The organism is Streptomyces sp. NPDC004435, from assembly GCF_042873895.1.
Classification (GTDB): Bacteria; Actinomycetota; Actinomycetes; order Streptomycetales; family Streptomycetaceae; genus Streptomyces.
In genome coordinates, this window is record NZ_JBIAMB010000025.1 from 16253 (window position 1) to 37756 (window position 21504).

The window sequence follows — 21504 nt, forward strand, 5'->3', positions numbered from 1 at the left end:
GTGTCGGGAGCCTCAGGCGTACGGCCCGAGGTCCTTGATCTGGGCGAAGCCGAGCCCGTAGGCGCTCATGCCCCGCCCGTACGCCCCGAGGTGCACGTCCCCCGTGGAGCCGGCCAGCACCCAGCCGAACTCGGACTCGCGGTAGTGGAAGGGCACCGGCACCCCGTCGACCGGCAGCGACAGCGCGGACCAGGCGGGCCCGTCGAGGTCGTCGGCCAGCTCGAAGGCCGTCTCGGTCTGCTGGTCGAGCCAGTGGTCCCGCAGCCCGTGGTCGAGCGAGGCGGGCCAGGTGTGGGCGAGCAGCCCGGAGCCGGCCAGCCAGGCGGCGGAGGAGACGGTGGTGGCGTCGAGGACGCCGGTGCCGTCACCGCTGCGGCGCACGGGGTGCGCGGCGACCGTCACGACGACGGCGAACCGCTCCTTCTCCGCGCCGGCGACCTCGGACTTTATCGACGGCTCGTCACCGTGGCCCACCGAGCCGTGCTGCACGGTGCCGTCCGCCGCCGTGCCGATCTGCATCAGCCGGCGGGGCCCGGTGAACGCCTCGTCGAGCCCGTACCAGGCGAAGGGCGCGCGCTGAAAGCCCTCGGCTTCCACCCGACTCGTCGTCTTCATCTCGGCCGCCTCCTCGTTCTTCCCCCGGACCTCGTCCAGGGGTACCCCCAACTCAAGGAGGATAGCGACCGGTCGGTGACCGCCCGTGTCAGGTCGCGTCGGAGTCGTACGGCGGCCGCTCGGGCGTGTCGGGCTTGTCCTGCTTCTTCAGCAGGTCGGGCGCGGAGCCGTTGACCGTCGCGGGGGCGGCGGCGGGTGCGCTCTCGCGGCTGTTGACCGCGTCGGCGACCTCGTTCATCTCCTTGCGGAGGTCGAACGTGGAGCGCAGCTCCATGAGCTCGCTGAGGTCCTCGTTGCCGTCGAGCTGCTTGCGGATGAAGGTCTTCGGATTGAGGTCCTCGAACTCGAAGTCCTTGAAGTCCGGGCCCAGCTCCGTGCGGATGTCCTGCTTGGCGCTGTCGGAGAACTCGCGGATCTTCCGGATGAAGCCCGAGATGTCCTGGATGACCTTGGGCAGCTTGTCCGGGCCGAAAATGAGCACGGCGAGCACGATGAGCGTCACCAGCTCGAGTGCGCCTATGTCGCTGAACACCTAGTAGCTCCTTCACGCCGGACCATGGCGGCCCGCACCACGGTACCCGCCCGGACTGCCGGACGGGTACCTTGCGATGTCCGCCACATGTACCTCGGGTGCCGCCCGTGCGGCTCAGCCGCCCTGGGCCGCACCGAGGGTGACGGTCCTGGTCAGTTCCTTTCCGCCCCGGGTCAGCGTGAGGGCGAGCTCGTCGCCGGGCCGGTGGGCGCGGATCTTCACGATCAGCTCCTCGCCGTTGTGCACCCGCTGGCCGTCGACCTTGGTGATGACGTCGCCGGGGCGCAGGCCGGCCTTGGCGGCGGGGCCGTCGGGGGTGACGGAGGGGGTGCCGTCCTTGCCCTTGTCGCCGACGCGTGCGCCGTCGCCGTTGAACTGCATGTCGAGGCTGACGCCGATGACCGGGTGGGTGGCCTTGCCGGTGTTGATGAGCTCCTCGGCGACCCGCTTGCCCTGGTTGACCGGGATGGCGAAGCCGAGGCCGATGGAGCCGGCCTGGCCGCCGCTGCCGCCGTCCCCGTCGCCGGAGCCGCCGGCGGCGCGGATGGCGCTGTTGATGCCGATGACGCGGCCCTTTCCGTCGAGGAGGGGGCCGCCGGAGTTGCCGGGGTTGATGGGCGCGTCGGTCTGGAGGGCGTCGACGTAGGAGATGTCGCTGCCGTCGCCCTTCTCGCCGCCGGCGGTGATCGGGCGCTCCTTGGCGCTGATGATGCCGGAGGTGACCGTGTTGGAGAGGTCGAAGGGGGCGCCGATGGCGACGACGGGGTCGCCGACGCGGACGTCGTCGGAGTTGCCGAGCGGGAGCGGCCTGAGTCCGGTGACGCCGGTGACCTGGACGACGGCGAGGTCGTAGCCGGCGTCCTTGCCGATGAGCTTGGCGGAGGCGGTCTCGCCGCTGGAGAAGGTGACGGTGATGTCGCCGGAGGAGGCGGCGGCGTCGACGACGTGGTTGTTGGTGAGGATGTGGCCGCGGTTGTCGAGGACGAAGCCGGTGCCGGTGCCGGCCGAGCCGCCGCCGCTGACGTGCAGGGTGACGACGCCGGGCAGGGCGGCGGCGGCGATGCCGGCGACGCTGTCGGGCGCGCGGTCGGTGGTCCCGGCCTCGGACTGCGGCAGTTCGACGCGGTTGAGGCCGCCGTTGCGCTCGACGTAGGCGCCGACGCCGCCGCCGATGACGCCGGTGAGGAGGGCGAAGGCGAGGGCGCCGACGAGGGCGAGGCCGCGCCGGGACTTCTTGCGGGCGGGCGGCGGTACGGCTCCGGCGGCGGCGCCCCAGGGGTCGTACTGGCCCCAGGCGGGCGTCTGCGGCGGCATGGGCCCCTGCGGCGGCGGCACGGCGGCCCCGTGCGGGGGTACGGCGCCGTGCGCGGGCGGGGCGGCCTGCGGGGGTACGGCGGGCTGCGGGGCCGGGAGGGGCGCGGTGGGGTGCTGTACGGGCGGTGCGGGGGCCCACGGGCCCGGCTCGCCGTAGGGCGGCGTGCGGTACTCGTCGGGCTCGTGGAGCGGCTGCTGCGCGGCGGCCGGCTCCGGCGCGGTGACCGCGGCGGTGACGGGCGCGGCGGTGGCGGGCGCGGACTCCGGAAGTTCCCGCGCGGCATCGGCGGCGACGGCCGGGGCGGGCTCCGGCGCGGGGGCCGGGGCGGGAGTCGGAGTGGGCTCCGGGGCGGGCTCCGGCGAGCGGGCCGGCGCAGGGGCCGGGGCGGGCTCCGGCGAGCGGGCCGGGGCGGGGTCCTTCGTCATGTCGACCTTGGGTGCGGCGGCCGGCTCCGGCGGGGCGGCCTCGGCCCGGTCAGGGGCCTGGAGGGCGAAGTCGTCCTCCTCCGCCGGGGGCGGCGTGGGTATCCGCGCCGCCTCCGGGGGCGTCGAAGGCCGGCTCCACCAGTTCGGCTTCCCGTCGTCCATGCTCTCCCCGCAACCGCTGACCCGTGAGCGTCCCTGTGTCGGGCGCTCTGACCGAGGATTCAACCAGGTCGGGGGTCAGCGAGGGGAGCCCGGCGGGGTGACGGGCGGGCTGGGGGCCGGGCTGGGCACCGGTCCGAAGGCCGGCTGGAGCGCGTGGGGCGTGGTGCGTATGAAGGGCGAGAGCGCGAAGAGGGGCTGGGCCTGCGCGACCCGGAGCCGTACCGGCGCGGCGGGTCCCGCCCGGTCCACGCCCGGGACGGCCCCCGAGGCGACCGTGCCGCCCGGGACGAGCGGGGCGCTGCCGATCGCCTGGGCGCCGCCGGTGGAGCCCTCGGAGCGGTCCGCCCGGCCGGCCGCCGTGCCCGACGCGGAGCCGGGGCCCGCGGAGGCGCCCGCGCGCATCGGGGTGACGGCGGTGCCCGTGCCCTGGCCGCCGCGGGCGGTGGTGTTCAGGGAGCTCTCGACGGGCAGGGTGCCGCCGAGGGCGATGGCCGCGAAGGAGACGGCGCCGGCGGCGGCGACCGCGAAGCGCCGGCCGCGGCCGGACTGGGGGAGGGAGTGGACCCGGAAGCCGGTGCCGGTGTCGGGGTCGCGGGGGACGGCGGGGGGCGCGGTGGCGAAGCCGTCGCTCTTCACACCGCCGGCTTCGAGAAGCTGCTCCAGCGGGGAGCGTCCGGGCTCCCCGGGACCGCCGGGAAGGCCCTGGAGGCGGGCGAGGAAGCCCTCGGAGGGCTGGGGGGCTCCGCTGGAGGCGAAGACGCTCTTCAGGGCGCGCTGGGCGTCGGCCTCGGCCTTGCAGCGGGCGCAGGTGGCGAGGTGGGCGAGGACCCGCTCGCGGGCGTCGTGGCCGAGCTCGCCGTCGACGAGCGCGGCGAGCCGGTCCCCGAGGTGGTGCTCCGCGGGGCTCGGGGACGGAGGACGGGTGGCGCTCACGCTGTCCCGGCCTCCCATCCGACGGTGGCCAGGGCGCGCTCCGCGCGGGCCTCGGGCGACCGGTGCTTGAGGGCCTTGCGCAGGTGGGAGCGACCGCGGTGGATGCGGCTGCGGACGGTGCCGAGCTTCACGCCGAGGGTCGCGGCGATCTCCTCGTACGACAGTCCCTCGATGTCGCACAGGACGACGGCGGCGCGGAACTCGGGCGCCAGGGTGTCGAGGGCCTGCTGGACGTCGGCGTCGAAGTGGGTGTCGTTGAACACCTGCTGCGGGGAGGGCTCACGGCTGGGGAGCCGCTCGGCGGCGTCGTCGGCGAGCGCGTCGAAGCGGATGCGCTGCTTCCGGCGGACCATGTCGAGGAAGAGGTTGGTGGTGATGCGGTGCAGCCAGCCCTCGAAGGTGCCGGGGGTGTACGTCGACAGCGAGCGGAAGACGCGGACGAAGACCTCCTGGGTGAGGTCCTCGGCGTCGTGCTGGTTGCCGGTGAGGCGGTAGGCCAGGCGGTAGACGCGACCACTGTGCGTGCTGACGATCTCCTCCCAGGTGGGCGGAGTCCACGCCTGCGATTCCGCATCCGATGCGAAGGTCGCGGTGGTGGGTGCGGTGGCGGTGGTGTGGAGCTTGTCAGCGGTGTCGGTCACGGATTTCGGCTCACCCGCCGACCTGAGGAGGCGCCTGAACGCCCCTCTCCGATCCACAGGCGCAGCCGCACCTCCCCTATCGGCTCTGGTGGTGTCCAGTGGAGCCCCTACCATAGCCACCTCGCCCGTTAGCTCCGGATAAGAATCTTTACGAGCATTTGAATCGGCGCCGTCCGCCGCTTCTCGTGCCCGTCCCTCCCCTGGTGAACGCCCGGTCCCATCTGCGGGTTCCCGCTGACAGCGGATACAGTCACCGTTGCGTCAACTAAGGGGACAGGAGAGGGCCATTACCGCCAACCGGCAGACGAACTGGGCGTTCGCCGACGCCTTTGTCGCCGAGGACGAAGCGCTGCGCTGGGCCCGGGAGCGGGCCCGTGAGGCAGGGCTGCCCTCGGTGTCGCCGGGCACGGGTGCGGCGCTGCGTCTGCTGGCCGCGTCGGCGGACGCCAAGGCGGTGGCCGAGATCGGTACGGGCACGGGCGTGTCGGGGATCTACCTGCTGCTCGGGATGCGCCCGGACGGCACCCTCACCACCGTGGACGTGCAGCCGGATCACCAGCAGTTCGCCAAGGCGGCGTTCCGGGCGGCGGGCTTCGCGGGCAACCGGGCGCGGTTCATCCCCGGGCGGGCGCTGGACGTGCTGCCGCGGCTCGCGGACGGCGGGTACGACCTCGTCTTCTGCGACGGCGACCGCGGGGAGTACCCGGACTATCTCGCTGAATCGTTGCGCCTGCTCCGACCTGGGGGTCTGGTCTGCTTCGAGGGCGTCTTCGCGGACGGCCGCACGGTCGACTCGGGCGCCCAGCCGGCCGAGGTGCAGCGGGTCCGCGAGCTGCTGCGCACGGTCCGCGAGAGCTCCCAGCTGCTGCCGACCCTGCTGCCGGTGGGCGACGGCCTGCTGTGCGCGGTCCGGCGCGGCTGAGCCGGAAGCCGGACCCGGCGCGGCCGGACCGAGGCCGGTCCCCCGCGGGTCGTCCCGCGTCCCGTCCGGCGGAGATGCCCCCGTAGCCCTGCCCCGGCGGGCCCTGCCCCGATCGCTGCCCCGGCGGGGCCGAACCGAGGCCGGAAGCCGCTGCCCCCCGAGGCGGGAAGCCGGGCGCACGAGCCGGTGCGGCCGGGCGGGACCTCCCCGCCCGACTCCGGACCCGTCCCCCTGGACCTGTCCGCCCAGGGACACCGTCCGGCCCCGGACACACGGCTGCCCCGGGCGGCCGGGGCCGTACCGGGGCAGCGGTGCAGGAATGCGGGAGGGTCAGCCGACGACCTTCTTCAGGGCGTCACCGAGAGCCTCGGCCTCGTCCGGGGTCAGCTCGACCACGAGCCGACCGCCGCCTTCGAGCGGAACGCGCATGACGATGCCCCGCCCCTCCTTGGTCACCTCGAGCGGGCCGTCGCCCGTCCGCGGCTTCATGGCCGCCATGCTCGTTCCCCTTCCTGAAACCAGCTCATCCACAACCGGGCAGCTCCGTGCACCGGAGCACGCGTCGCCGGCTTCGAACACATTGCTTCCAGGTCATTATCCCGCATCGCAGGACCCGATGACCAACATCGATCCGCATCGCTTCCGCAACGCGCTCCCGCAAAACCCCATATTTCGGCGTCGGGCCTGCGATACTTCGCCGCCGCGGGTCGCTCCGCGGGCCCCGATTCTTTGACGCAGGTCACATGGGCGGTACGGGTGATCTCCGTCATGCTGGGCGGATCAGCCGACGCAACGGACGAAGGGGTCCCGATGGCCGACACGGTCCTGTACGAAGTGAGCGACGGGCTCGCCACCATCACGCTCAACCGGCCGGAGGCCATGAACGCGCTGAACGTGGCCGCGAAGGTGGCGCTGCGGGACGCGGCCGAGGCGGCGGCGGCCGACCCGGCGGTCCGGGCGGTGCTGCTCACGGCGGCGGGCGACCGGGCGTTCTGCGTGGGGCAGGACCTGAAGGAGCACGTCGGGCTGCTCCTCCAGGACCAGGAGTCGGGCACCCGCGCCACGATGAACACGGTCCGGGACCACTACAACCCGATCGTCCGCGCGCTCGCCGGCATGCGGAAGCCCGTGATCGCCGCGGTGAACGGCGTCGCCGCCGGCGCCGGCTTCGGCTTCGCGCTCGCCGCGGACTACCGGATCGTCGCCGACACCGCCACCTTCAACACCTCGTTCGCGGGCGTGGCGCTCACCGCCGACTCGGGCATGTCCTGGACGCTGCCGCGGCTGATCGGTCAGAGCCGCGCCTCGGACCTGCTGCTCTTCCCGCGCTCGATCGGCGCCCAGGAGGCGTACGAACTGGGCATCGTGAACAGGCTGGTCCCGGCCGCCGAGCTGGCCGCCGAGGCGGAGAAGCTGGCCCGACGGCTCGCCGAGGGCCCGACGGTCGCCTACGCGGCCCTGAAGGCGTCCGTGGCGTACGGCGCCGACCACTCCCTCGACGAGGCGCTGGACAAGGAGGACGAGCTCCAGACGCTGGCCGGCGCCTCCGAGGACCACTCCATCGCGGTCCGCGCCTTCCTGGCGAAGGAGAAGCCGAAGTACCTGGGGAAGTAGGCGCCTACCGGCCGCCGCCCCGGGCCGCGCAGTCCTTCAGGTGGTCGTCGACCAGGCCGCACGCCTGCATCAGGGCGTAGGCCGTGGTCGGGCCGACGAAGCGGACGCCCCGCTTCTTCAGGGCCTTGGCCAGGGCCGTCGACTCGTCGGTGACGGCGGGGACGTCGGCAAGGGTGCGCGGGGCGGGGCGGGCGGGGTCGGGGGCGTGGGACCAGATCAGGGTGTCCAGCTCGCCCGGGTCCCAGCCGGCGAGCAGCTTCGCGTTGGCGAGGGTCGCGTCGATCTTGGCGCGGTTGCGGATGATGCCCTCGTCGACGAGGAGCCGCTCGCGGTCGGCGTCGCCGAAGCCGGCGACGGCCTCGATGCGGAAGTCCGCGAAGGCGCTGCGGAAGCCCTCGCGGCGGCGCAGGATCGTGATCCAGGACAGGCCGGACTGGAACGCCTCCAGGCAGAGCCGCTCGAAGAGGGCGTCGTCGCCGTGGACCGGGCGGCCCCATTCCTCGTCGTGGTACGCGGTGTAGTCCTCGGCCGACAGCCCCCAGGGGCAGCGCGGCAGCCCGTCGGGGCCGGGGATCGCCCCGCCGGTCATCGCTCGTCGCCCTCCGCCGCGTCGCGGGCCGGCGCGCCCGCGAGGGCCGCCTCCAGCTCGGCGATCCGGGCGTCGCGCTCGGCGAGCTCCGCGGCGAGCCGGTCCAGGACGTCGTCGACGTCCTCCATGCGGTAGCCGCGGGCGGCGACCGGGAGGCGCAGCGCCTCGACGTCCCCGCGGTCCACGGGGCGGCTCAGCGGCAGCGGGTCCACCAGCTGCTCGGGGGCCGCGTCGGGCAGCACCTCGCTGTCGCCGCCGCCGACCACGGCGAGGGTCACGGCCGCGACGACCACGACCATCGTGATGAGCAGAAACCAGAACACCAGCGCGCCCTCTCCCGGAATGGATAACGTCCCGTGCCGATCGTGCCATGCGCCGCCGACGGTTAGGGTCACAGACGGTGCGGTCGACGCCGCCGAAGGGTCGCGAGGGAGGACATAAGGGATGCTGCGCTTGGGACGGCGTGAGTTCGGGCCGCACGAGCCGGTGATCATGGCGATCGTGAACCGGACCCCGGACTCCTTCTACGACCAGGGCGCGACGTTCCTCGACGAGCCGGCGCTCACCCGCGTCGAGCAGGCGGTGGCCGAGGGCGCGGCGATCATCGACATCGGCGGCGTGAAGGCGGGCCCCGGCGAGGAGGTCACCGCGGCAGAGGAGGCCCGCCGCACGGTGGGCTTCGTCGCGGAGGTCCGGCGCCGCCACCCCGACGTGGTGATCAGTGTGGACACCTGGCGGGCGGATGTCGGCGAGGCGGTCTGCGAGGCCGGCGCGGACGTGCTCAACGACGCGTGGGGCGGGGTGGACCCGCGGCTCGCGGAGGTCGCCGCGCGGTACGGGGCGGGGCTGGTCTGTACGCACGCGGGCGGCGCGGAGCCGCGCACCCGGCCGCACCGGGTGGAGTACGAGGACGTGATGGCCGACATCCTGCGGGTGACGGTGGGGCTGGCCGAGCGGGCGGTCTCGCTGGGCGTGCGGCGGGACGGGATCATGATCGACCCGGGCCACGACTTCGGGAAGAACACCCGGCACAGCCTGGAGGCGACGCGTCGCCTCGGCGAGATGGCGGAGACCGGCTGGCCGGTGCTGGTGTCGCTCTCCAACAAGGACTTCGTCGGGGAGACCCTGGACCGCCCGGTGAAGGAGCGCGTGCTCGGGACGCTGGCGACGACCGCCGTGTCGGCGTGGCTCGGCGCCCAGGTGTACCGGGTCCACGAGGTCGCCGAGACCCGTCAGGTGCTCGACATGGTGGCGACGATCGCGGGCCACCGCGAGCCGTCGGTGACCAGGCGCGGCCTGGCCTAGCCACCCCAGGGGTTCCACGACACCGCCCCCGGTCCCGTCGCTCACGGGACCGGGGGCGGTGTCGTGCGTCCGGGGCCGGGCGGGCGGGGGCGCGACCGGGTTCTGTCACACCCCTTCCCGTCGCCATGTGACGTGTGAAATTGTACGTCCGCTCCGCACGCCTTGACGGAGCGCCGTCAATCACTCCCCCACGTGTCCGGCCGCCCCGCGGCCGTGCAAGGCCAGGAGGCCCAGGTGACATCCGCCCGAATATCGGGACTGCCGTACCGCGTACGGCTTCTGACCGCCGCAGTGGCGTCCTGTCTGGCGCTCGGGGTCCTCGCCCCGGCCGGCCAGGCGGCCGCAGCCCCCTCCCCCGCCACCGCCACCGCTCCCGCCGCCGCTCCCACCGGCGCCGCCCCGCGGCCCGCGAGCGTCCCCGCACCCGAGACCCTGGAGGCCGACCGCGCCGCCGGGCGGGTCCCGGTCTCCGAGCGGCCGCCGATCCTCGCCGCCACGGACCCGGCCGCCGCCGCGAAGCCCTCCGCCGCCCGGACCGCGACCGCCGCCTGCGACACCGCCGCCTTCACCACCCGCACCGGCAGCGCCCTGGTCGAGCTGGTCAAGGCGTCCGAACCGGGCTGCGTGAACGAGCTGTTCGGCCTCACCGGCAGCGCCGCCCGGGGCGCCTTCCGCGAGGCGCAGATGGTGACCGTCGCCGACGCGCTGCGCGCGAACTCCGCCGCGTACCCCGGCGACAACAGCACCTCGACCTTCCAGCTGGTGCTCTTCCTCCGCGCCGGCTACTACGTCCAGTGGTACCACTCCGGTGACGTCGGCACGTACGGACCGGCCCTCACCACCGCGATCCGGGGCGCCCTCGACGGGTACTTCGGCCACCCGCGCTCGCGCGACGTCACCGCCGCCAACTCCGGGATCCTCGGCGAGTCGGTCACCCTCGTCGACAGCGCCCAGGAGAACGTCCGCTACCTCCCGGTCGTCAAGCGCCTCCTCACCGACTACGACGCCGCCCGGTACAACGCCGTCGCCGGCATGCCCGCCGCCGTCAACAACGTCCACACCGTGCTCTTCCGCGGCCACCAGACCGCCGGCTTCCTCGCCGCCGTCCAGGCCGACCCGAGCCTCCTCGACACGCTCGCCGCCTTCGCCGCCCGCAACAAGGCGCTCCTCGGCGGCACCCACGGCTACCTGCCGTACAACAGCGCCCGCGAGCTCGGCCGCTTCCTCCAGTACCCGGCGCTGCGGAGCACGCTCCAGCCGCTCGTCCGCAGGCTCGCCGACCAGAGCGCCCCGAGCGGGAACACCGCCCACCTCTTCGCCGCGCTCGCCGAGATGGTCGACGCCTACGACCCGGCCCGCGCCGCCGAGTACGGCACCGCCGACGCCGCCGCCCGGCTGCGCGCCGGGATCCTCGTCACCAGCCACGCGTGCAGCCCGTCCGTCCGGATCCTCGCCCAGGCGGTGACCGCGGCGAACCTGGCCGCCACCTGCGACAGCCTGCTCCGGCAGGACGCGTTCTTCCACGCCGTCGCCCGCGACCCCGGCCCCGTCGCCGACGACCACAACACCACCCTGGAGGTCGTCGTCTTCGACACGCGCCAGGACTACCAGGTGTTCGCCGCGGCCATCTACGGCATCGACACCGACAACGGCGGCATGTACCTGGAGGGCGACCCGTCCGTGCCGGGCAACCTGCCCCGCTTCCTCGCCTACGAGGACACGCGCGTGCTGCCCGACTTCCAGGTGTGGAACCTGAACCACGAGTACACGCACTACCTGGACGGCCGCTACAACATGCACGGCGGCTTCACCGCCGGCGTCTCCACCCCCACCATCTGGTGGATCGAGGGCTTCGCGGAGTACGTCTCGTACTCCTACCGGAAGCTGCCGTACGACGCGGCGACCGCCGCCGCCGGCCTGCACACGTACAAGCTGAGCACCCTCTTCGACACCACCTACGAGAACTCCGACACCGAGCGCACCTACCGCTGGGGCTACCTGGCCGTGCGCTACATGCTGGAGAAGCACCGCTCCGACGTGGACGCCGTGCTCGCCAAGTACCGGACCGGCGACTGGAACGGCGCCCGCAGCCTGCTGAAGACCACCATCGGCACCCGCTACGACGCCGACTTCGACGCCTGGCTGACCGCCTGCGCCGCCGGCGCCTGCGCCACCGTCCCGGATCCCGGTCCGGGCCCGTCCCTGCCCGAGTGCGCCGGCCCGGACACCCGCAGGCTCGACCGGGACTGCGCCCGGAGCGGCGTCTCCGCGACCACCGGCAACTACGCCTACCACTACCTGTACGTGCCGGCCGGCACCCCGCGGCTGACGATCACCACGACCGGCGCGAACGGCGACGCCGACCTGTACTACAACGCCTCCGCCTGGGCCACCACGAGCGCCTGGACGAGCCGCTCCGCCCGGACCGGCAGCGCCGAGACGCTGACCGTGGAGAACCCGCCCGCGGGCTACGTCTACATCAGCCTGCACGCCCGGCAGGGCTTCACCGGGGCGAGCGTCTCCGTCCGGTACTGACCCGGGGCCGCCCCGCCCCCGCGAGGGCGGGGCGGCCGCCGGAACTCCCTACCGGCCGACCTCCTTGGTGACGAGCGCGACCGCCTCCTCCACGTCGTCCGTGACGTGGAAGAGGAGCAGGTCGCGCTCGGACGCCTTGCCGCCCGCGACGACCGTGTCCTTCAGCCAGTCGACGAGCCCCTTCCAGTACGCGCTGCCGAACAGCACGATCGGGAAGCGGGTCACCTTGCGGGTCTGCACCAGCGTCAGCGCCTCGAACAGCTCGTCGAGCGTGCCGAGGCCGCCGGGCAGGACGACGAAGCCCTGCGCGTACTTCACGAACATCGTCTTGCGGACGAAGAAGTACCGGAAGTTCACGCCGATGTCGACGTGCGGGTTGAGCCCCTGCTCGAAGGGGAGCTCGATGCCGAGACCGACCGAGACTCCCTTCGCCTCCCGGGCGCCCTTGTTGGCCGCCTCCATGGCGCCCGGGCCACCGCCCGTGATCACCGCGAAGCCCGCCTCGACGAGCGCCCGGCCGATCCGCACCCCCGCCTCGTACTCGGGCGAGTCCGGCTTCGTACGGGCCGAGCCGAAGACGCTGATGGCGCTCGGCAGTTCGGCGAGCGCGCCGAAGCCCTCGACGAACTCGGACTGGATCCGCATGACCCGCCAGGGGTCGGTGTGCACCCACTCCGAGTCGCCCTCGGTGTCGAGCAGACGCTGGTCCGTGGTGCCCGGCTGGACCTGGTCCCGCCGCCTCAGCACCGGACCGAGGCGCTGCTCCTCCGGCTTCGCCATTCCCTCGGGAATGCCCATGGCCTGCTCCCTCCGCCGATCCACGATCTTTGCTGTTGGGTCAGCGTAGGACCAGAGAGGTGACGAAACGCGAAATTACGGGAGACGGGCGGTCAGCCAGTCGTGGAGACGTGCCTCGCAGTGGTGGATCCGGTCCACGTGGACGTGCTCGTCCCGCTTGTGCGCGTAGATCGGGTCGCCGGGGCCGTAGTTGACCGCGGGCACGCCGAGCGCGCTGAAACGGGAGACGTCGGTCCAGCCGAACTTGGGCATCGCGGTGCCGCCCACGGCCTTCATGAACGCCTCGGCCGCCGGGTGGGAGAGGCCGGGCAGCGCGCCGGGGCTCTCGTCGTCCACGACGAACTCGGCGATGTCGCAGTCCGCGAAGACCTCGCGGACGTGCGCGAGGGCCTCGGCCGGCGAGCGGTCGGGGGCGTACCGGTAGTTGACCGTCACCGTGCAGGCGTCGGGGATGACGTTGGTGGCGACCCCGCCCTGGATCGCGACCGCGTTGAGGCCCTCGTGGTACTCCAGGCCGTCGATGACCGGCTTGCGCGGCTCGTACGCGGCGAGGCGGGCGAGGATCGGCGCGGCGGAGTGGATGGCGTTGGAGCCCATCCAGGAGCGGGCGGAGTGGGCGCGCTCGCCGGCCGTGTGCAGGATGACCCGGAGCGTGCCCTGGCAGCCGCCCTCGACCTGCCCGTCGGACGGTTCGAGGAGGACGGCGAAGTCACCCTCCAGCCAGTCCGGGTGGGCGGCGGCGATCTTCCCGAGGCCGTTGAGGTCGGCGGCGACCTCCTCGTTGTCGTAGAAGACGAAGGTGAGGTCGCGGTTGGGCTCGGGGACGGTCGCGGCGATCCGGAGCTGGACGGCGACGCCGGACTTCATGTCGGAGGTGCCGCAGCCCCAGAGGACGCCGTCCGCGTCGAGCCGGGACGGCACGTTGTCGGCGATCGGCACGGTGTCGATGTGGCCGGCGAGGACGACCCGCTCGGCGCGGCCGAGGTCCGTCCGGGCCACGACGTTGTTGCCGTGGCGGTCGACGCGCAGGTGCGGCAGGGCGCGCAGGGCGGTCTCGATCGCGTCGGCGAGCGGCTTCTCGGTCCCGCTGACGGAGGCGAAGTCGACGAGGTCGGCGGTGAGCGCGGCCCCGTCCCGGGTGAGGTCGAGCGGGGTCTCCTGAGCAGTCTCCTGCGGGGTGATGTCAGCCATATGCCGACCCTAACCCGGCCTCCAGTACGGTGGGCCCCGTGTCCGACTCCCCCCGCCCCGCCCGCCGCGGCCGACTCGCCCGTTCGGCCGCCGCTCTCGCCGTCCTGTGCGGCCTCGCGTCGTACATCGCCGTCCACCAGGTGACCGGCAGCAAAGGCGCGCCGCGGTGCGCTCTGGGCAGCGGGGAGGGGCGCTACGAGTTCACCCCCGAGCAGGCGTCGAACGCGGCGACGATCGCGGCGGTCGGCACCTCGCGGGGGCTGCCGGAGCGGGCGGTGACGATCGCGCTGGCGACCGCGCTCCAGGAGTCGGCGCTGCGGAACATCGAGCACGGCGACCGCGACTCGCTCGGCCTCTTCCAGCAGCGGCCGTCCATGGGCTGGGGCACGCCGGCCGAGATCATGGACCCCGTCTACTCGGCGACGAAGTTCTACGAGGGCCTGGAGAAGGTCCCCGGCTACTCGCGGATGCCGCTGACGGTGGCGGCGCAGAAGGTCCAGAAGAGCGGCTTCCCGCAGGCGTACGCCAAGCACGAGCCGGACGCGACGCTGCTGTCGGCCGCGCTGACCGGCCGCGCGCCGGCCTCCCTGACGTGCACGGCGGACCTGAAGGAGGGCCGCCCCGGCGACCCCTCGCTCGTCCGTACGGAGCTGGTACGGGCCTTCGGCCAGTCCGCGGCACCCACCTCCGTCTCCGGCGGCGCCAGCGCGGGTCGGTCCGCCGCGGAGCCGGCCGTCCTCGTCGTCCCCGTCCCCGGCGGCACGGAGCGGCGCGGCTGGGAGCTGGCGCAGTGGGCGGTGGCGCGGGCCGACACGCTGCGGGTCGCGGAGGTCTCGTACGGGGGCAGGGTCTGGCGCGCGGACGACTCCGGTGGCGGCTGGGACACCACGACGTCCCCCCGCACCCCGACGGTCCGCCTCCGCCTCAGCCGCTGACCCTCCCGGCCGCGCGGCGTCGCGGGACGCCGCCCTCCGGTGGCGCTCCGTCCCGCTTCCACGGGGGTGGACTCGTGTGCGAGGGGTCGCTCGGTGTGGGGATCCGGGGGGGTCGGTGCGGGAGGGGTGGGGTGCGGGGGGGCGCGGGAGGTCCGGGGGGCTTGGGGTGCCTAGGGAGAGACGGTTCGGCAGGGCGCACGCGGCGGCCACGTTCGTCCGCTTTCCTCCCCACCTGACAATACGACCCATTGCCCAGCCTTTACCTTCGACGCCCGCAACCTCCCCCGCCCCCACTTCGGTTGTGCAGCCCGCAACGCCGAACACCCCACCGTCTCTCCGTCGAAGGAGCACCATGTCCCTCCCCCTGACCCGCCGGATCGCCCGCGCCGCCCTGATCGTCGCGGCCGGCGCAGCCCCCGTGGTCGGTGCGGCCGGATCCGCGAGCGCGCTGGACCACAGCCTCGCCCCGACCGGCGCCCTCGGCGGCCTGACCGCCCTCGACGCGGCGGACGCGGGTTCGGCCGTCGACGGTGCCGCGCAGACCACGACCGGCGTCGCCGGTGCCGCCGGCGGCCAGGCGGTCGGCTCGGCCGTCCCGGCGGCCGGCAAGGCCGTGGGCTCCGCGGGCAGGACGGCCACCCCGGCCGCCCAGAAGATCGCGGGCGAGACCGCCGGCAGCGCGGGCCAGGCGCTGGGCGAGACGGCCGGTGCCGCCGCCGGCAGCGCCCCCGCGGGCGGCGCGCTGGGCGGCGCCCCGGCCGGCCAGATGCTGGGCGGCCTGCCCATCGGCTGAACCGCCGGCGGATACGCGGAAGGGCCCGGGTCGCACACGCGCCCGGGCCCTTCCGCGTACCGTCGGCCGGTCAGCCGGTCAGCCGAGGCGCTTGACCGCCGCCGCGACCCGCTCGTCCGTGGCCGTGAAGGCCACCCGGACGAAGCGCGCGCCCGCCTCGCCGTAGAAGTCGCCGGGGGCCACCAGCACGCCCTTGTCGGCCAGGTACGCGACCGTGTCCCAGCAGGGCTCGTCGCGGGTCGCCCACAGGTAGAGGCTGGCCTCGGAGTGCTCGATGCGGAAGCCGTGGGCCTCCAGGGCGGCCTTCAGGGCGTCGCGCCGGGCCGCGTACCGACCGCGCTGCTCGGCGACGTGCGCGTCGTCGCCGAGGGCGGCGACGGTGGCGGCCTGGACGGGCGCCGCGGTCATCATGCCGCCGTGCTTGCGGATCTGGAGCAGCTCGCCGAGGACGGCCGCGTCGCCGGCGATGAACGCCGCCCGGTAGCCCGCCAGGTTGGAGCGCTTGGAGAGCGAGTGGACGGCGACGATCCCCTCGTACGAGCCGCCGGAGACGTCCGGGTGCAGGACCGACACCGGGTCGGCCTCCCAGCCCAGTTCGAGGTAGCACTCGTCGGAGAAGACGAGGACGCCGTGCTCGCGGGCCCAGGCCACGATCCGGGTCAGCTCCTCCCGCGGGAGGACCCTGCCGGTGGGGTTGGACGGGGAGTTGAGCCAGAGCAGCTTCAGGCCGGCCGGGTCGAGCTCCGTCGGGTCGTCGTAGACGACGGGCTCCGCGCCGCAGAGCCGCGCGCCGACCTCGTACGTCGGGTAGGCGAGCCGCGGGTAGGCGACCCGGTCGCCGGGGCCGAGACCGAGCTGGGTCGGCAGCCAGGCGACGAGCTCCTTGGAGCCGACCACCGGCAGCACGTTCTCGTGGGCGAAGCCGACCGCGCCGAGGCGCCGCTCGCACCAGCCGGTGAGCGCGTCGCGCAGCGCGGGCGTGCCCCAGACCGTGGGATAGCCGGGCGAGTCCGCCGCGGCCACCAGGGCCTCCTGGATCAGCGCGGGAACCGGGTCGACCGGCGTGCCGACCGACAGGTCCACGATCCCGTCCGGGTGGGACAGGGCCGTCTTCTTGTACGGCTCCAGCTTGTCCCAGGGGAAGACGGGCAGGCGCGAAGAGACAGCGCTCACGGGTTGGCTCACTTCCTCAGTACGTACGCGATACGCGTCGGTCCCGTACGGCGGCGGAGCCGTACGGGACCGAGAGCGGGTGCAACGAAAGATCAGCCGTTCTGCGGCGGCAGGGCGGCGATGAAGGGGTGGTCACGCTCGATCTCGCCGAGCTTGGAGGCACCACCGGGCGAACCCAGGTCGTCGAAGAACTCGACGTTCGCCTTGTAGTAGTCCTTCCACTCCTCCGGGGTGTCGTCCTCGTAGAAGATCGCCTCGACCGGGCAGACCGGCTCACAGGCTCCACAGTCGACGCACTCGTCCGGATGGATGTAGAGAGATCGCTTGCCCTCGTAGATGCAGTCGACGGGGCACTCCTCGATGCAAGCCTTGTCCTTGACGTCGACACAAGGCTGCGCGATGACGTAGGTCACGCTGTCGTTCCTCCTCGGTAGGGCTGGTCTGCGCGGGAGCGCGGTGTCGTCGATGCCCGCACCTAGTATCTCCGTTCTTGGGGGCGATCCGAACAGGAGGGGCGGAGAAGCTGTGGAAATCACCGGTGGAGGGTTGCTAGAGGTCCGTGTCACCAGTGCTGACGTGGGAAAACGTGTCTCCGTTCGGTACGTGACCCAGTCCGCCGGTACGGGCGGGCGATTCACCGACGCGGTCGGTGTGCTCACATCCTGGGACGGCGGTGTGCTCACGATCACACGAAAGAGCGGCGAGACCGTCCGGATCCCGGAACTCCGCCTGGTCGCGGGCAAGATCGTGCCCCCCGCACCGGCCCGCAGGCGCGGCCCCGCCGCCGGCTTCCCCGAGCTCTCCCGGGCCGCCGCCCGCGCGTGGCAGCCGGTCGAGAGCGAACAGCTCGGCGAGTGGACCCTGAGGGCCGCCGACGGCTTCACCCGGCGGGCCAACTCGGTGCTCCCCTCGGGCGATCCCGGACGCCCCGTCGCCGAGGCTCTGGAGGCCGTACGGGAGTGGTACGCGGAGCGGAAGCTGCCCGCGTACGTGCAGACCGCGACCGGAGCCGAGGGCACCCAGGAGCTGCTCTGCGCCGAGCTGGAACGGCTCGGCTGGCACCGTGAGGTCACCGCCGAGCTGCGGATCGCCGCCCTCGCCCCGCTCGCCGACCGGGAGCCGGGCCCGGTGGAGGTCGTCCTCTCCCGGACGCTCGGGGCACCGTGGCTGCGTCGCTACCAGCGCTTCGCCGGAGGGAAGCAGGAGGTGTGGCGGCACGTGCTCACCTCGGGCCCGAGTGTGTGGTTCGCGTCCGTGGCGGGCACGGGAGAGGTGCCGGCGGCCATCGGCCGTTGTGTCGTCGACGGACGCTGGGCCGGGTTCATGGCGGTGGAGGTGGACCCGGAGCAGCGTCGCCGGGGCCTCGCCACCGCCGTGATGGCCGCGCTCGCCCGGCAGGCCCTCGACGAGGGCGCGTCGGCGGCCTGGCTCCAGGTCGAGAGCGACAACGGCGGCGCGCGGGCGCTGTACGACGGAATGGACTTCGCGGTGCACCACCACTACCACCACTACCGGCAGCCGGAGGCGTGAGCGCGGCGTGAGCGCGGAGGACCCCCTGAACCCGCCGTCAGGCCGACCGCCCGACCGGCGGCGGGAGTTCGCGGAGGAGGCCCGGGCCGAGCGGCCCGACCTGGCCCGGCTCTGTCTGCTGATCTGTGCCGTGGCGGACCCGGCGGTGACCGAGCACGACCTCGTCGAGGCGGACGTCGAGCTCGACCGGCTCGCCGGTCTCGTCCCGTACGCCACCCGGCGCACCGGTGCCTGGAAGGCGGCGCTGGGGGAGCTGCTCGGTGGCCGGGAGGGCTTCGAGGGGGTCCCCGCCGACTACCAGCGTCTGGAGTCCTCGCTCCTGCACGAGGTGCTGCGGCGGCGGCGCGGCCTGCCGATCCTGCTCTCCGTGGTGTGGATGGAGGTGGCCCGGCGGGCGGGGGCGCCGGTGTACGGGCTCGGGCTGCCCGGCCACTTCGTCGTCGGCTTCGGCGACCCGGCCGAGCTGGACCTCGCCGACCCCTTCGCGGGCGGGCGGCCGATGACCGCGGAGGACGCCGAGCTGCTGGTGGCGAGCGCGACCGGCGAGGCCCTGGACCGCTCGATGCTGCGGCCGGCCGAACCGGGCGCCGTCGTGCTGCGGATCCTCGGCAACATCCGCGCGTGGGCGGCCCCCCGTCCCGAGCGTTCCGACGTGGCCCTGTGGGCGGTGGAGCTGGCGCTGCTGCTCCCCTCGCACCCGGCCCGCCTCCGCTACGAGCGGGCGGAACTCCTCGTCCAGCGCGGCGACTTCCTGACCGGCGCGGCGGAGATGGAGTCGTACGCGCAGATCATGGACGCGGTGGATCCGGAGACCGCCGCGGCGATCCGCCACCAGGCCCAGGCGGCCCGCGCGCGGCTCAACTAGGTCTTGTCGGATACCCCCTAGGCGTTTCGCGGGCGGATCAGTTCCATCAGGCGGGCGTGGGTGTCGGGGTCGGCGGCGGCGACGAGGCCGCGTGCGGGGCGGCCGTCCCCGACGGGGGTGCCGTCGATGCCGGTGACGACGCAGCCGGCGGCGCGGCAGAGGGCGATGCCGGCGGCGAAGTGGACGCTGCCGGAGAGGTCGCCGCCGTCGGTGACGTACGCGGCCCGCTTGCCGGCCGCGACCCAGGCGAGCGCGAGCGTCGTGGAGACGACGCGGGGGCGGAAGGCGGCGACGAAGCCGGGGTGGGCGAGGAGGTCGACGGCGCGGAAGCCGGGCGCGCCGGGGAACGGCGGGTCCAGGTTGACGTCGACGAGGCCGGTGGCGGGGGTGGGGGCGAGGGGGCTGCCGTCGGGTCCCCACGCGCGCGTGCCGTCGGTGCGGAACACCTCGCCGTCGTCGCCGCCGAAGGGGTCGGCCACGGCCGCCGCCCCGCCGCGCAGGGCCACGTTGACGGCGACGAGCTTGTTCCCGACGGCGTAGTTGAGGGTGCCGCAGAGGGGGTCCACCAGCCATTCGCGGTCCGCGGCCGCCGCGCCCTGCCGGCCGCCCTCCTCGCCGAGGACGGCGTCGTCGGGCCGGGCGGCGCGCAGCACGTCGAGGATGGCCCGCTCGGCCGCCAGGTCGGCGGTGGTGGCGAAGTCGCCCGCGCCCTTGTCGACGCGGTCGAGGTCCCTCCCGTGGAGGCCGCGGACGACCTCGGCGCCGGCGCGGGCGGCCGCAGCGGCGACCTCGGTGTCGGAGAGCTTCTGGACGATCATGGAGCGAGGGTATGCGGGGAGCCCGGGGCGGGTGCCTCGTTCCGGGGATCCCGGTCGGTCAGAGCGGGGTGCTCGCGTCGGGGACGAAGGGCGCTCCGTGTCCCGGGACGACGAGGTCCGCCGCGTCGAGCACCCGGAGCCGGGAGGCCCGCAGCAGGGCGCGGTCGGGGGCGACCGGGTCGTCGGCGGGGCCGGCCGCGTGCCACCACAGGTCGCCGGCGAAGGCGACGACGCCCTCGTCCGTGCCGGCGAGGAGGGTGATGTCCTCGGCGCTGTGCCCGGGGGTGCGGATCAGGCGCAGGGACGGGGTCAGCTCGTGGCCCTCGGCGTCCCGGTTCGTCCACCCGTCGCCGTCGTACTCGACTCCGTGGTCGTGGACCCGGGCCCGGCGGAAGAGGCCGGCGTTCAGGGTGTTGTCGGGGTGGTGGTGGCTGAGCACGACGTCCGTGATGTCGTCGGGGCCGAGGCCGAGCGCGGCGAGCGGGTCCAGGATGGCGCCGACGCCGGGCACCATGCCCGGGTCGAAGATCACGTGCCGGTCGCCGTCCGTGACGTACGAGACGGTGGCGGCGACGCCGGGGCCGGTGGAGCCCACGTATCCGGTGGTCAGGACGGTGAAGCGGGCGCTGCGGCCGCGCGGGGCGTCCGCGCGGGCCGGGGCGGCGGTGGTGTCGTGCGGGGTGGTGGTGTTCGGCGTGGCTGCGGTGGTGTCCGGCGTCCGTGTCGTCATGCGTCGATCCTCCCGGCGCCGCGCGGGGGCGGCGAGTGGCACGTATGCCACTGATCGCGGGATCTGTGCCAACCCTCTCGGAGGGCGGTGGAGCGCGTGGCAGACTTCCCGCGTGCCCGCCTTCACGACTGTCGCCGCCTACGCGCCGCCCGGTGTCGGCATGCTCGCCGTCGGGGTCGTCGCGGAGGTGTTCGGCCCGCACGGCGAGGGGGTGCCGGGCTTCGACCTGGCCCTCTGCTCCGACCGGCCGGGCCCGGTCCCCTCGGACTGCGGGGTGCCGCTCTCCGTCCCGCACGGGATCGACCGGCTCGCCTCCGCGGATCTGGTGATCGCCCTGCCGGGGGCGGGTTTCCGCACTCCGCCCGGGCCGGACGTGCTCGATGCCTTCCGGGCCGCCCACGCGCGGGGCGCGCTGGTGGCGGCGCACTGCGTCGGCGCGTTCGCCCTCGCCGCCGCCGGGCTGCTGGACGGGCGCCGGGCGACGACCCACTGGCGGTTCGCGGACCTCCTCGCCCGCCGCCACCCGGAGGTCACGGTGGACGCCGGCGCCCTCTACGTCGACGAGGGGCAGGTCGCCACCGGCGCGGGCGCGGCGGCGGGCTTCGACCTCTGCCTCCACCTGCTGCGCCGGGAGCACGGCGCGGCCCTCGCCAACGCGGTCGCCCGGGACATGGTGCTGCCCTCGCACCGCGAGGGGGGCCAGGCGCAGTACGTCTCCTCGCCCGTGCCCGAGGACGGCCGGGACACGCATCTGGCCGAGGTCCTCGCCTGGGCACGGGCGAACCTCCACGAGTCCCTGACCGTGACGGAGCTGGCCCGCAGGGCCATGATGAGCCGGCGCACCTTCGCCCGCCGTTTCACCTCGGCCACCGGCACCACCCCGCACGCCTGGCTGCGCGGCCTGCGGCTGAGCGGTGCGGAGGAGCTGCTGGAGACGACGGACCTGCCCGTCGAGGAGATCGCCCGCCGCGTCGGCTACGGCAGCGCGGCCGTGCTCCGGGAGCAGTTCGTGCGCCGCCGGGGAGTGCCGCCCCGGACCTACCGGCGGACGTTCACGACGTCGCCGTAGCGGGGGGGCGGAAA

The 21504-nt window shown here is 74.2% G+C and carries 23 protein-coding genes; 9 read left to right on the forward strand and 14 right to left on the reverse strand.

Annotation, left to right across the window (positions count from 1 at the left end; genetic code table 11):
• Positions 1-12 precede the first annotated feature (12 nt).
• The 5 genes from ACFYT9_RS33685 to sigE all read right to left on the reverse strand — a co-directional run bounded on the left by ACFYT9_RS33685 (position 13) and on the right by sigE (position 4737).
• Positions 13-615, reverse strand: coding sequence for a hypothetical protein (locus tag ACFYT9_RS33685; protein ID WP_376597663.1), 603 nt, complete (start codon positions 613-615; stop codon positions 13-15).
• Between the two features lie 88 nt (positions 616-703).
• Entirely contained in the window at positions 704-1147 is a 444-nt protein-coding gene (locus ACFYT9_RS33690) for a sec-independent translocase (RefSeq protein WP_389169740.1), read from the reverse strand.
• Between the two features lie 114 nt (positions 1148-1261).
• A complete protein-coding gene (locus ACFYT9_RS33695) occupies positions 1262-3049 on the reverse strand; it encodes a S1C family serine protease (protein WP_389169743.1) in 1788 nt (595 codons plus the stop codon).
• Between the two features lie 75 nt (positions 3050-3124).
• Positions 3125-3982: an anti-sigma factor family protein gene (locus ACFYT9_RS33700; protein ID WP_376597650.1), complete on the reverse strand. Its 858-nt coding sequence runs from the start codon at positions 3980-3982 to the stop codon at positions 3125-3127.
• On the reverse strand, positions 3979-4737 hold the full coding sequence (sigE, locus tag ACFYT9_RS33705) for an RNA polymerase sigma factor SigE (protein WP_360313431.1): 759 nt from the start codon (positions 4735-4737) through the stop codon (positions 3979-3981). The genes ACFYT9_RS33700 and sigE overlap by 4 nt, the downstream gene beginning before the upstream one ends.
• A 142-nt stretch (positions 4738-4879) precedes the next feature.
• On the opposite strand from sigE, the gene ACFYT9_RS33710 reads away from it, so the two are divergent.
• Positions 4880-5545, forward strand: coding sequence for an O-methyltransferase (locus ACFYT9_RS33710; protein WP_376597652.1), 666 nt, complete (start codon positions 4880-4882; stop codon positions 5543-5545).
• A 330-nt stretch (positions 5546-5875) separates the two neighbouring features.
• Here the strand turns inward: ACFYT9_RS33710 and ACFYT9_RS33715 are convergent, their stop codons facing one another.
• Positions 5876-6043: a DUF3117 domain-containing protein gene (locus ACFYT9_RS33715; RefSeq protein ID WP_009997451.1), complete on the reverse strand. Its 168-nt coding sequence runs from the start codon at positions 6041-6043 to the stop codon at positions 5876-5878.
• A gap of 312 nt (positions 6044-6355) precedes the next feature.
• Between ACFYT9_RS33715 and ACFYT9_RS33720 the strand changes: the two genes are divergently transcribed.
• Positions 6356-7159: an enoyl-CoA hydratase/isomerase family protein gene (locus tag ACFYT9_RS33720; protein WP_387270699.1), complete on the forward strand. Its 804-nt coding sequence runs from the start codon at positions 6356-6358 to the stop codon at positions 7157-7159.
• Positions 7160-7163: 4 nt separating this feature from the next.
• Here the strand turns inward: ACFYT9_RS33720 and ACFYT9_RS33725 are convergent, their stop codons facing one another.
• Positions 7164-7748, reverse strand: a complete 585-nt coding sequence (locus ACFYT9_RS33725) for a DNA-3-methyladenine glycosylase I (RefSeq protein ID WP_389169747.1) — start codon at positions 7746-7748, stop codon at positions 7164-7166.
• On the reverse strand, positions 7745-8071 hold the full coding sequence (locus ACFYT9_RS33730) for a DivIVA domain-containing protein (protein WP_389169750.1): 327 nt from the start codon (positions 8069-8071) through the stop codon (positions 7745-7747). Before ACFYT9_RS33730 ends, ACFYT9_RS33725 begins: the two co-directional genes overlap by 4 nt.
• Before the next feature lie 121 nt (positions 8072-8192).
• Here ACFYT9_RS33730 and folP point away from each other — a divergent pair, with 121 nt between their 5' ends.
• A complete protein-coding gene (folP, locus tag ACFYT9_RS33735) occupies positions 8193-9053 on the forward strand; it encodes a dihydropteroate synthase (protein ID WP_376597659.1) in 861 nt (286 codons plus the stop codon).
• A gap of 234 nt (positions 9054-9287) precedes the next feature.
• Positions 9288-11588, forward strand: a complete 2301-nt coding sequence (locus ACFYT9_RS33740; protein ID WP_389169754.1) for a M9 family metallopeptidase — start codon at positions 9288-9290, stop codon at positions 11586-11588.
• Positions 11589-11636: 48 nt separating this feature from the next.
• Here ACFYT9_RS33740 and ACFYT9_RS33745 read toward each other — a convergent pair whose 3' ends face one another.
• Both ACFYT9_RS33745 and dapE read right to left on the reverse strand, forming a co-directional pair.
• The gene (locus ACFYT9_RS33745; protein WP_360313417.1) at positions 11637-12386 is read right to left on the reverse strand and encodes a TIGR00730 family Rossman fold protein; all 750 of its coding nucleotides are present in this window, start codon (positions 12384-12386) and stop codon (positions 11637-11639) included.
• A 75-nt stretch (positions 12387-12461) separates the two neighbouring features.
• Positions 12462-13577: a succinyl-diaminopimelate desuccinylase gene (dapE, locus tag ACFYT9_RS33750; protein ID WP_387270696.1), complete on the reverse strand. Its 1116-nt coding sequence runs from the start codon at positions 13575-13577 to the stop codon at positions 12462-12464.
• A 29-nt stretch (positions 13578-13606) separates the two neighbouring features.
• On the opposite strand from dapE, the gene ACFYT9_RS33755 reads away from it, so the two are divergent.
• Positions 13607-14512, forward strand: coding sequence for a hypothetical protein (locus tag ACFYT9_RS33755; RefSeq protein ID WP_389169757.1), 906 nt, complete (start codon positions 13607-13609; stop codon positions 14510-14512).
• Positions 14513-14864: 352 nt separating this feature from the next.
• Positions 14865-15305 carry an ATP-binding protein gene (locus ACFYT9_RS33760; RefSeq protein WP_389169759.1) on the forward strand — a complete coding sequence of 147 codons (441 nt, stop codon included), beginning with the start codon at positions 14865-14867 and terminating at the stop codon, positions 15303-15305.
• 78 nt (positions 15306-15383) lie between these two features.
• Here ACFYT9_RS33760 and ACFYT9_RS33765 read toward each other — a convergent pair whose 3' ends face one another.
• Complete coding sequence (locus ACFYT9_RS33765) at positions 15384-16478, reverse strand: bifunctional succinyldiaminopimelate transaminase/glutamate-prephenate aminotransferase (RefSeq protein WP_389169762.1); 1095 nt, start codon at positions 16476-16478, stop codon at positions 15384-15386.
• A 92-nt stretch (positions 16479-16570) separates the two neighbouring features.
• Entirely contained in the window at positions 16571-16891 is a 321-nt protein-coding gene (gene fdxA / locus ACFYT9_RS33770; protein ID WP_030207635.1) for a ferredoxin, read from the reverse strand.
• Between the two features lie 112 nt (positions 16892-17003).
• Here fdxA and ACFYT9_RS33775 point away from each other — a divergent pair, with 112 nt between their 5' ends.
• On the forward strand, positions 17004-18008 hold the full coding sequence (locus ACFYT9_RS33775; RefSeq protein WP_389169765.1) for a GNAT family N-acetyltransferase: 1005 nt from the start codon (positions 17004-17006) through the stop codon (positions 18006-18008).
• Positions 18009-18015: 7 nt separating this feature from the next.
• Positions 18016-18873 carry a tetratricopeptide repeat protein gene (locus ACFYT9_RS33780; RefSeq protein ID WP_389169767.1) on the forward strand — a complete coding sequence of 286 codons (858 nt, stop codon included), beginning with the start codon at positions 18016-18018 and terminating at the stop codon, positions 18871-18873.
• Between the two features lie 17 nt (positions 18874-18890).
• On the opposite strand, the gene ACFYT9_RS33785 is transcribed toward ACFYT9_RS33780, so the two are convergent.
• Positions 18891-19691: an inositol monophosphatase family protein gene (locus ACFYT9_RS33785; RefSeq protein WP_389169769.1), complete on the reverse strand. Its 801-nt coding sequence runs from the start codon at positions 19689-19691 to the stop codon at positions 18891-18893.
• Between the two features lie 58 nt (positions 19692-19749).
• Complete coding sequence (locus tag ACFYT9_RS33790) at positions 19750-20421, reverse strand: MBL fold metallo-hydrolase (protein WP_376602881.1); 672 nt, start codon at positions 20419-20421, stop codon at positions 19750-19752.
• A gap of 160 nt (positions 20422-20581) precedes the next feature.
• On the opposite strand from ACFYT9_RS33790, the gene ACFYT9_RS33795 reads away from it, so the two are divergent.
• The gene (locus ACFYT9_RS33795; RefSeq protein WP_387270713.1) at positions 20582-21490 is read left to right on the forward strand and encodes a GlxA family transcriptional regulator; all 909 of its coding nucleotides are present in this window, start codon (positions 20582-20584) and stop codon (positions 21488-21490) included.
• Positions 21491-21504 lie beyond the last annotated feature (14 nt).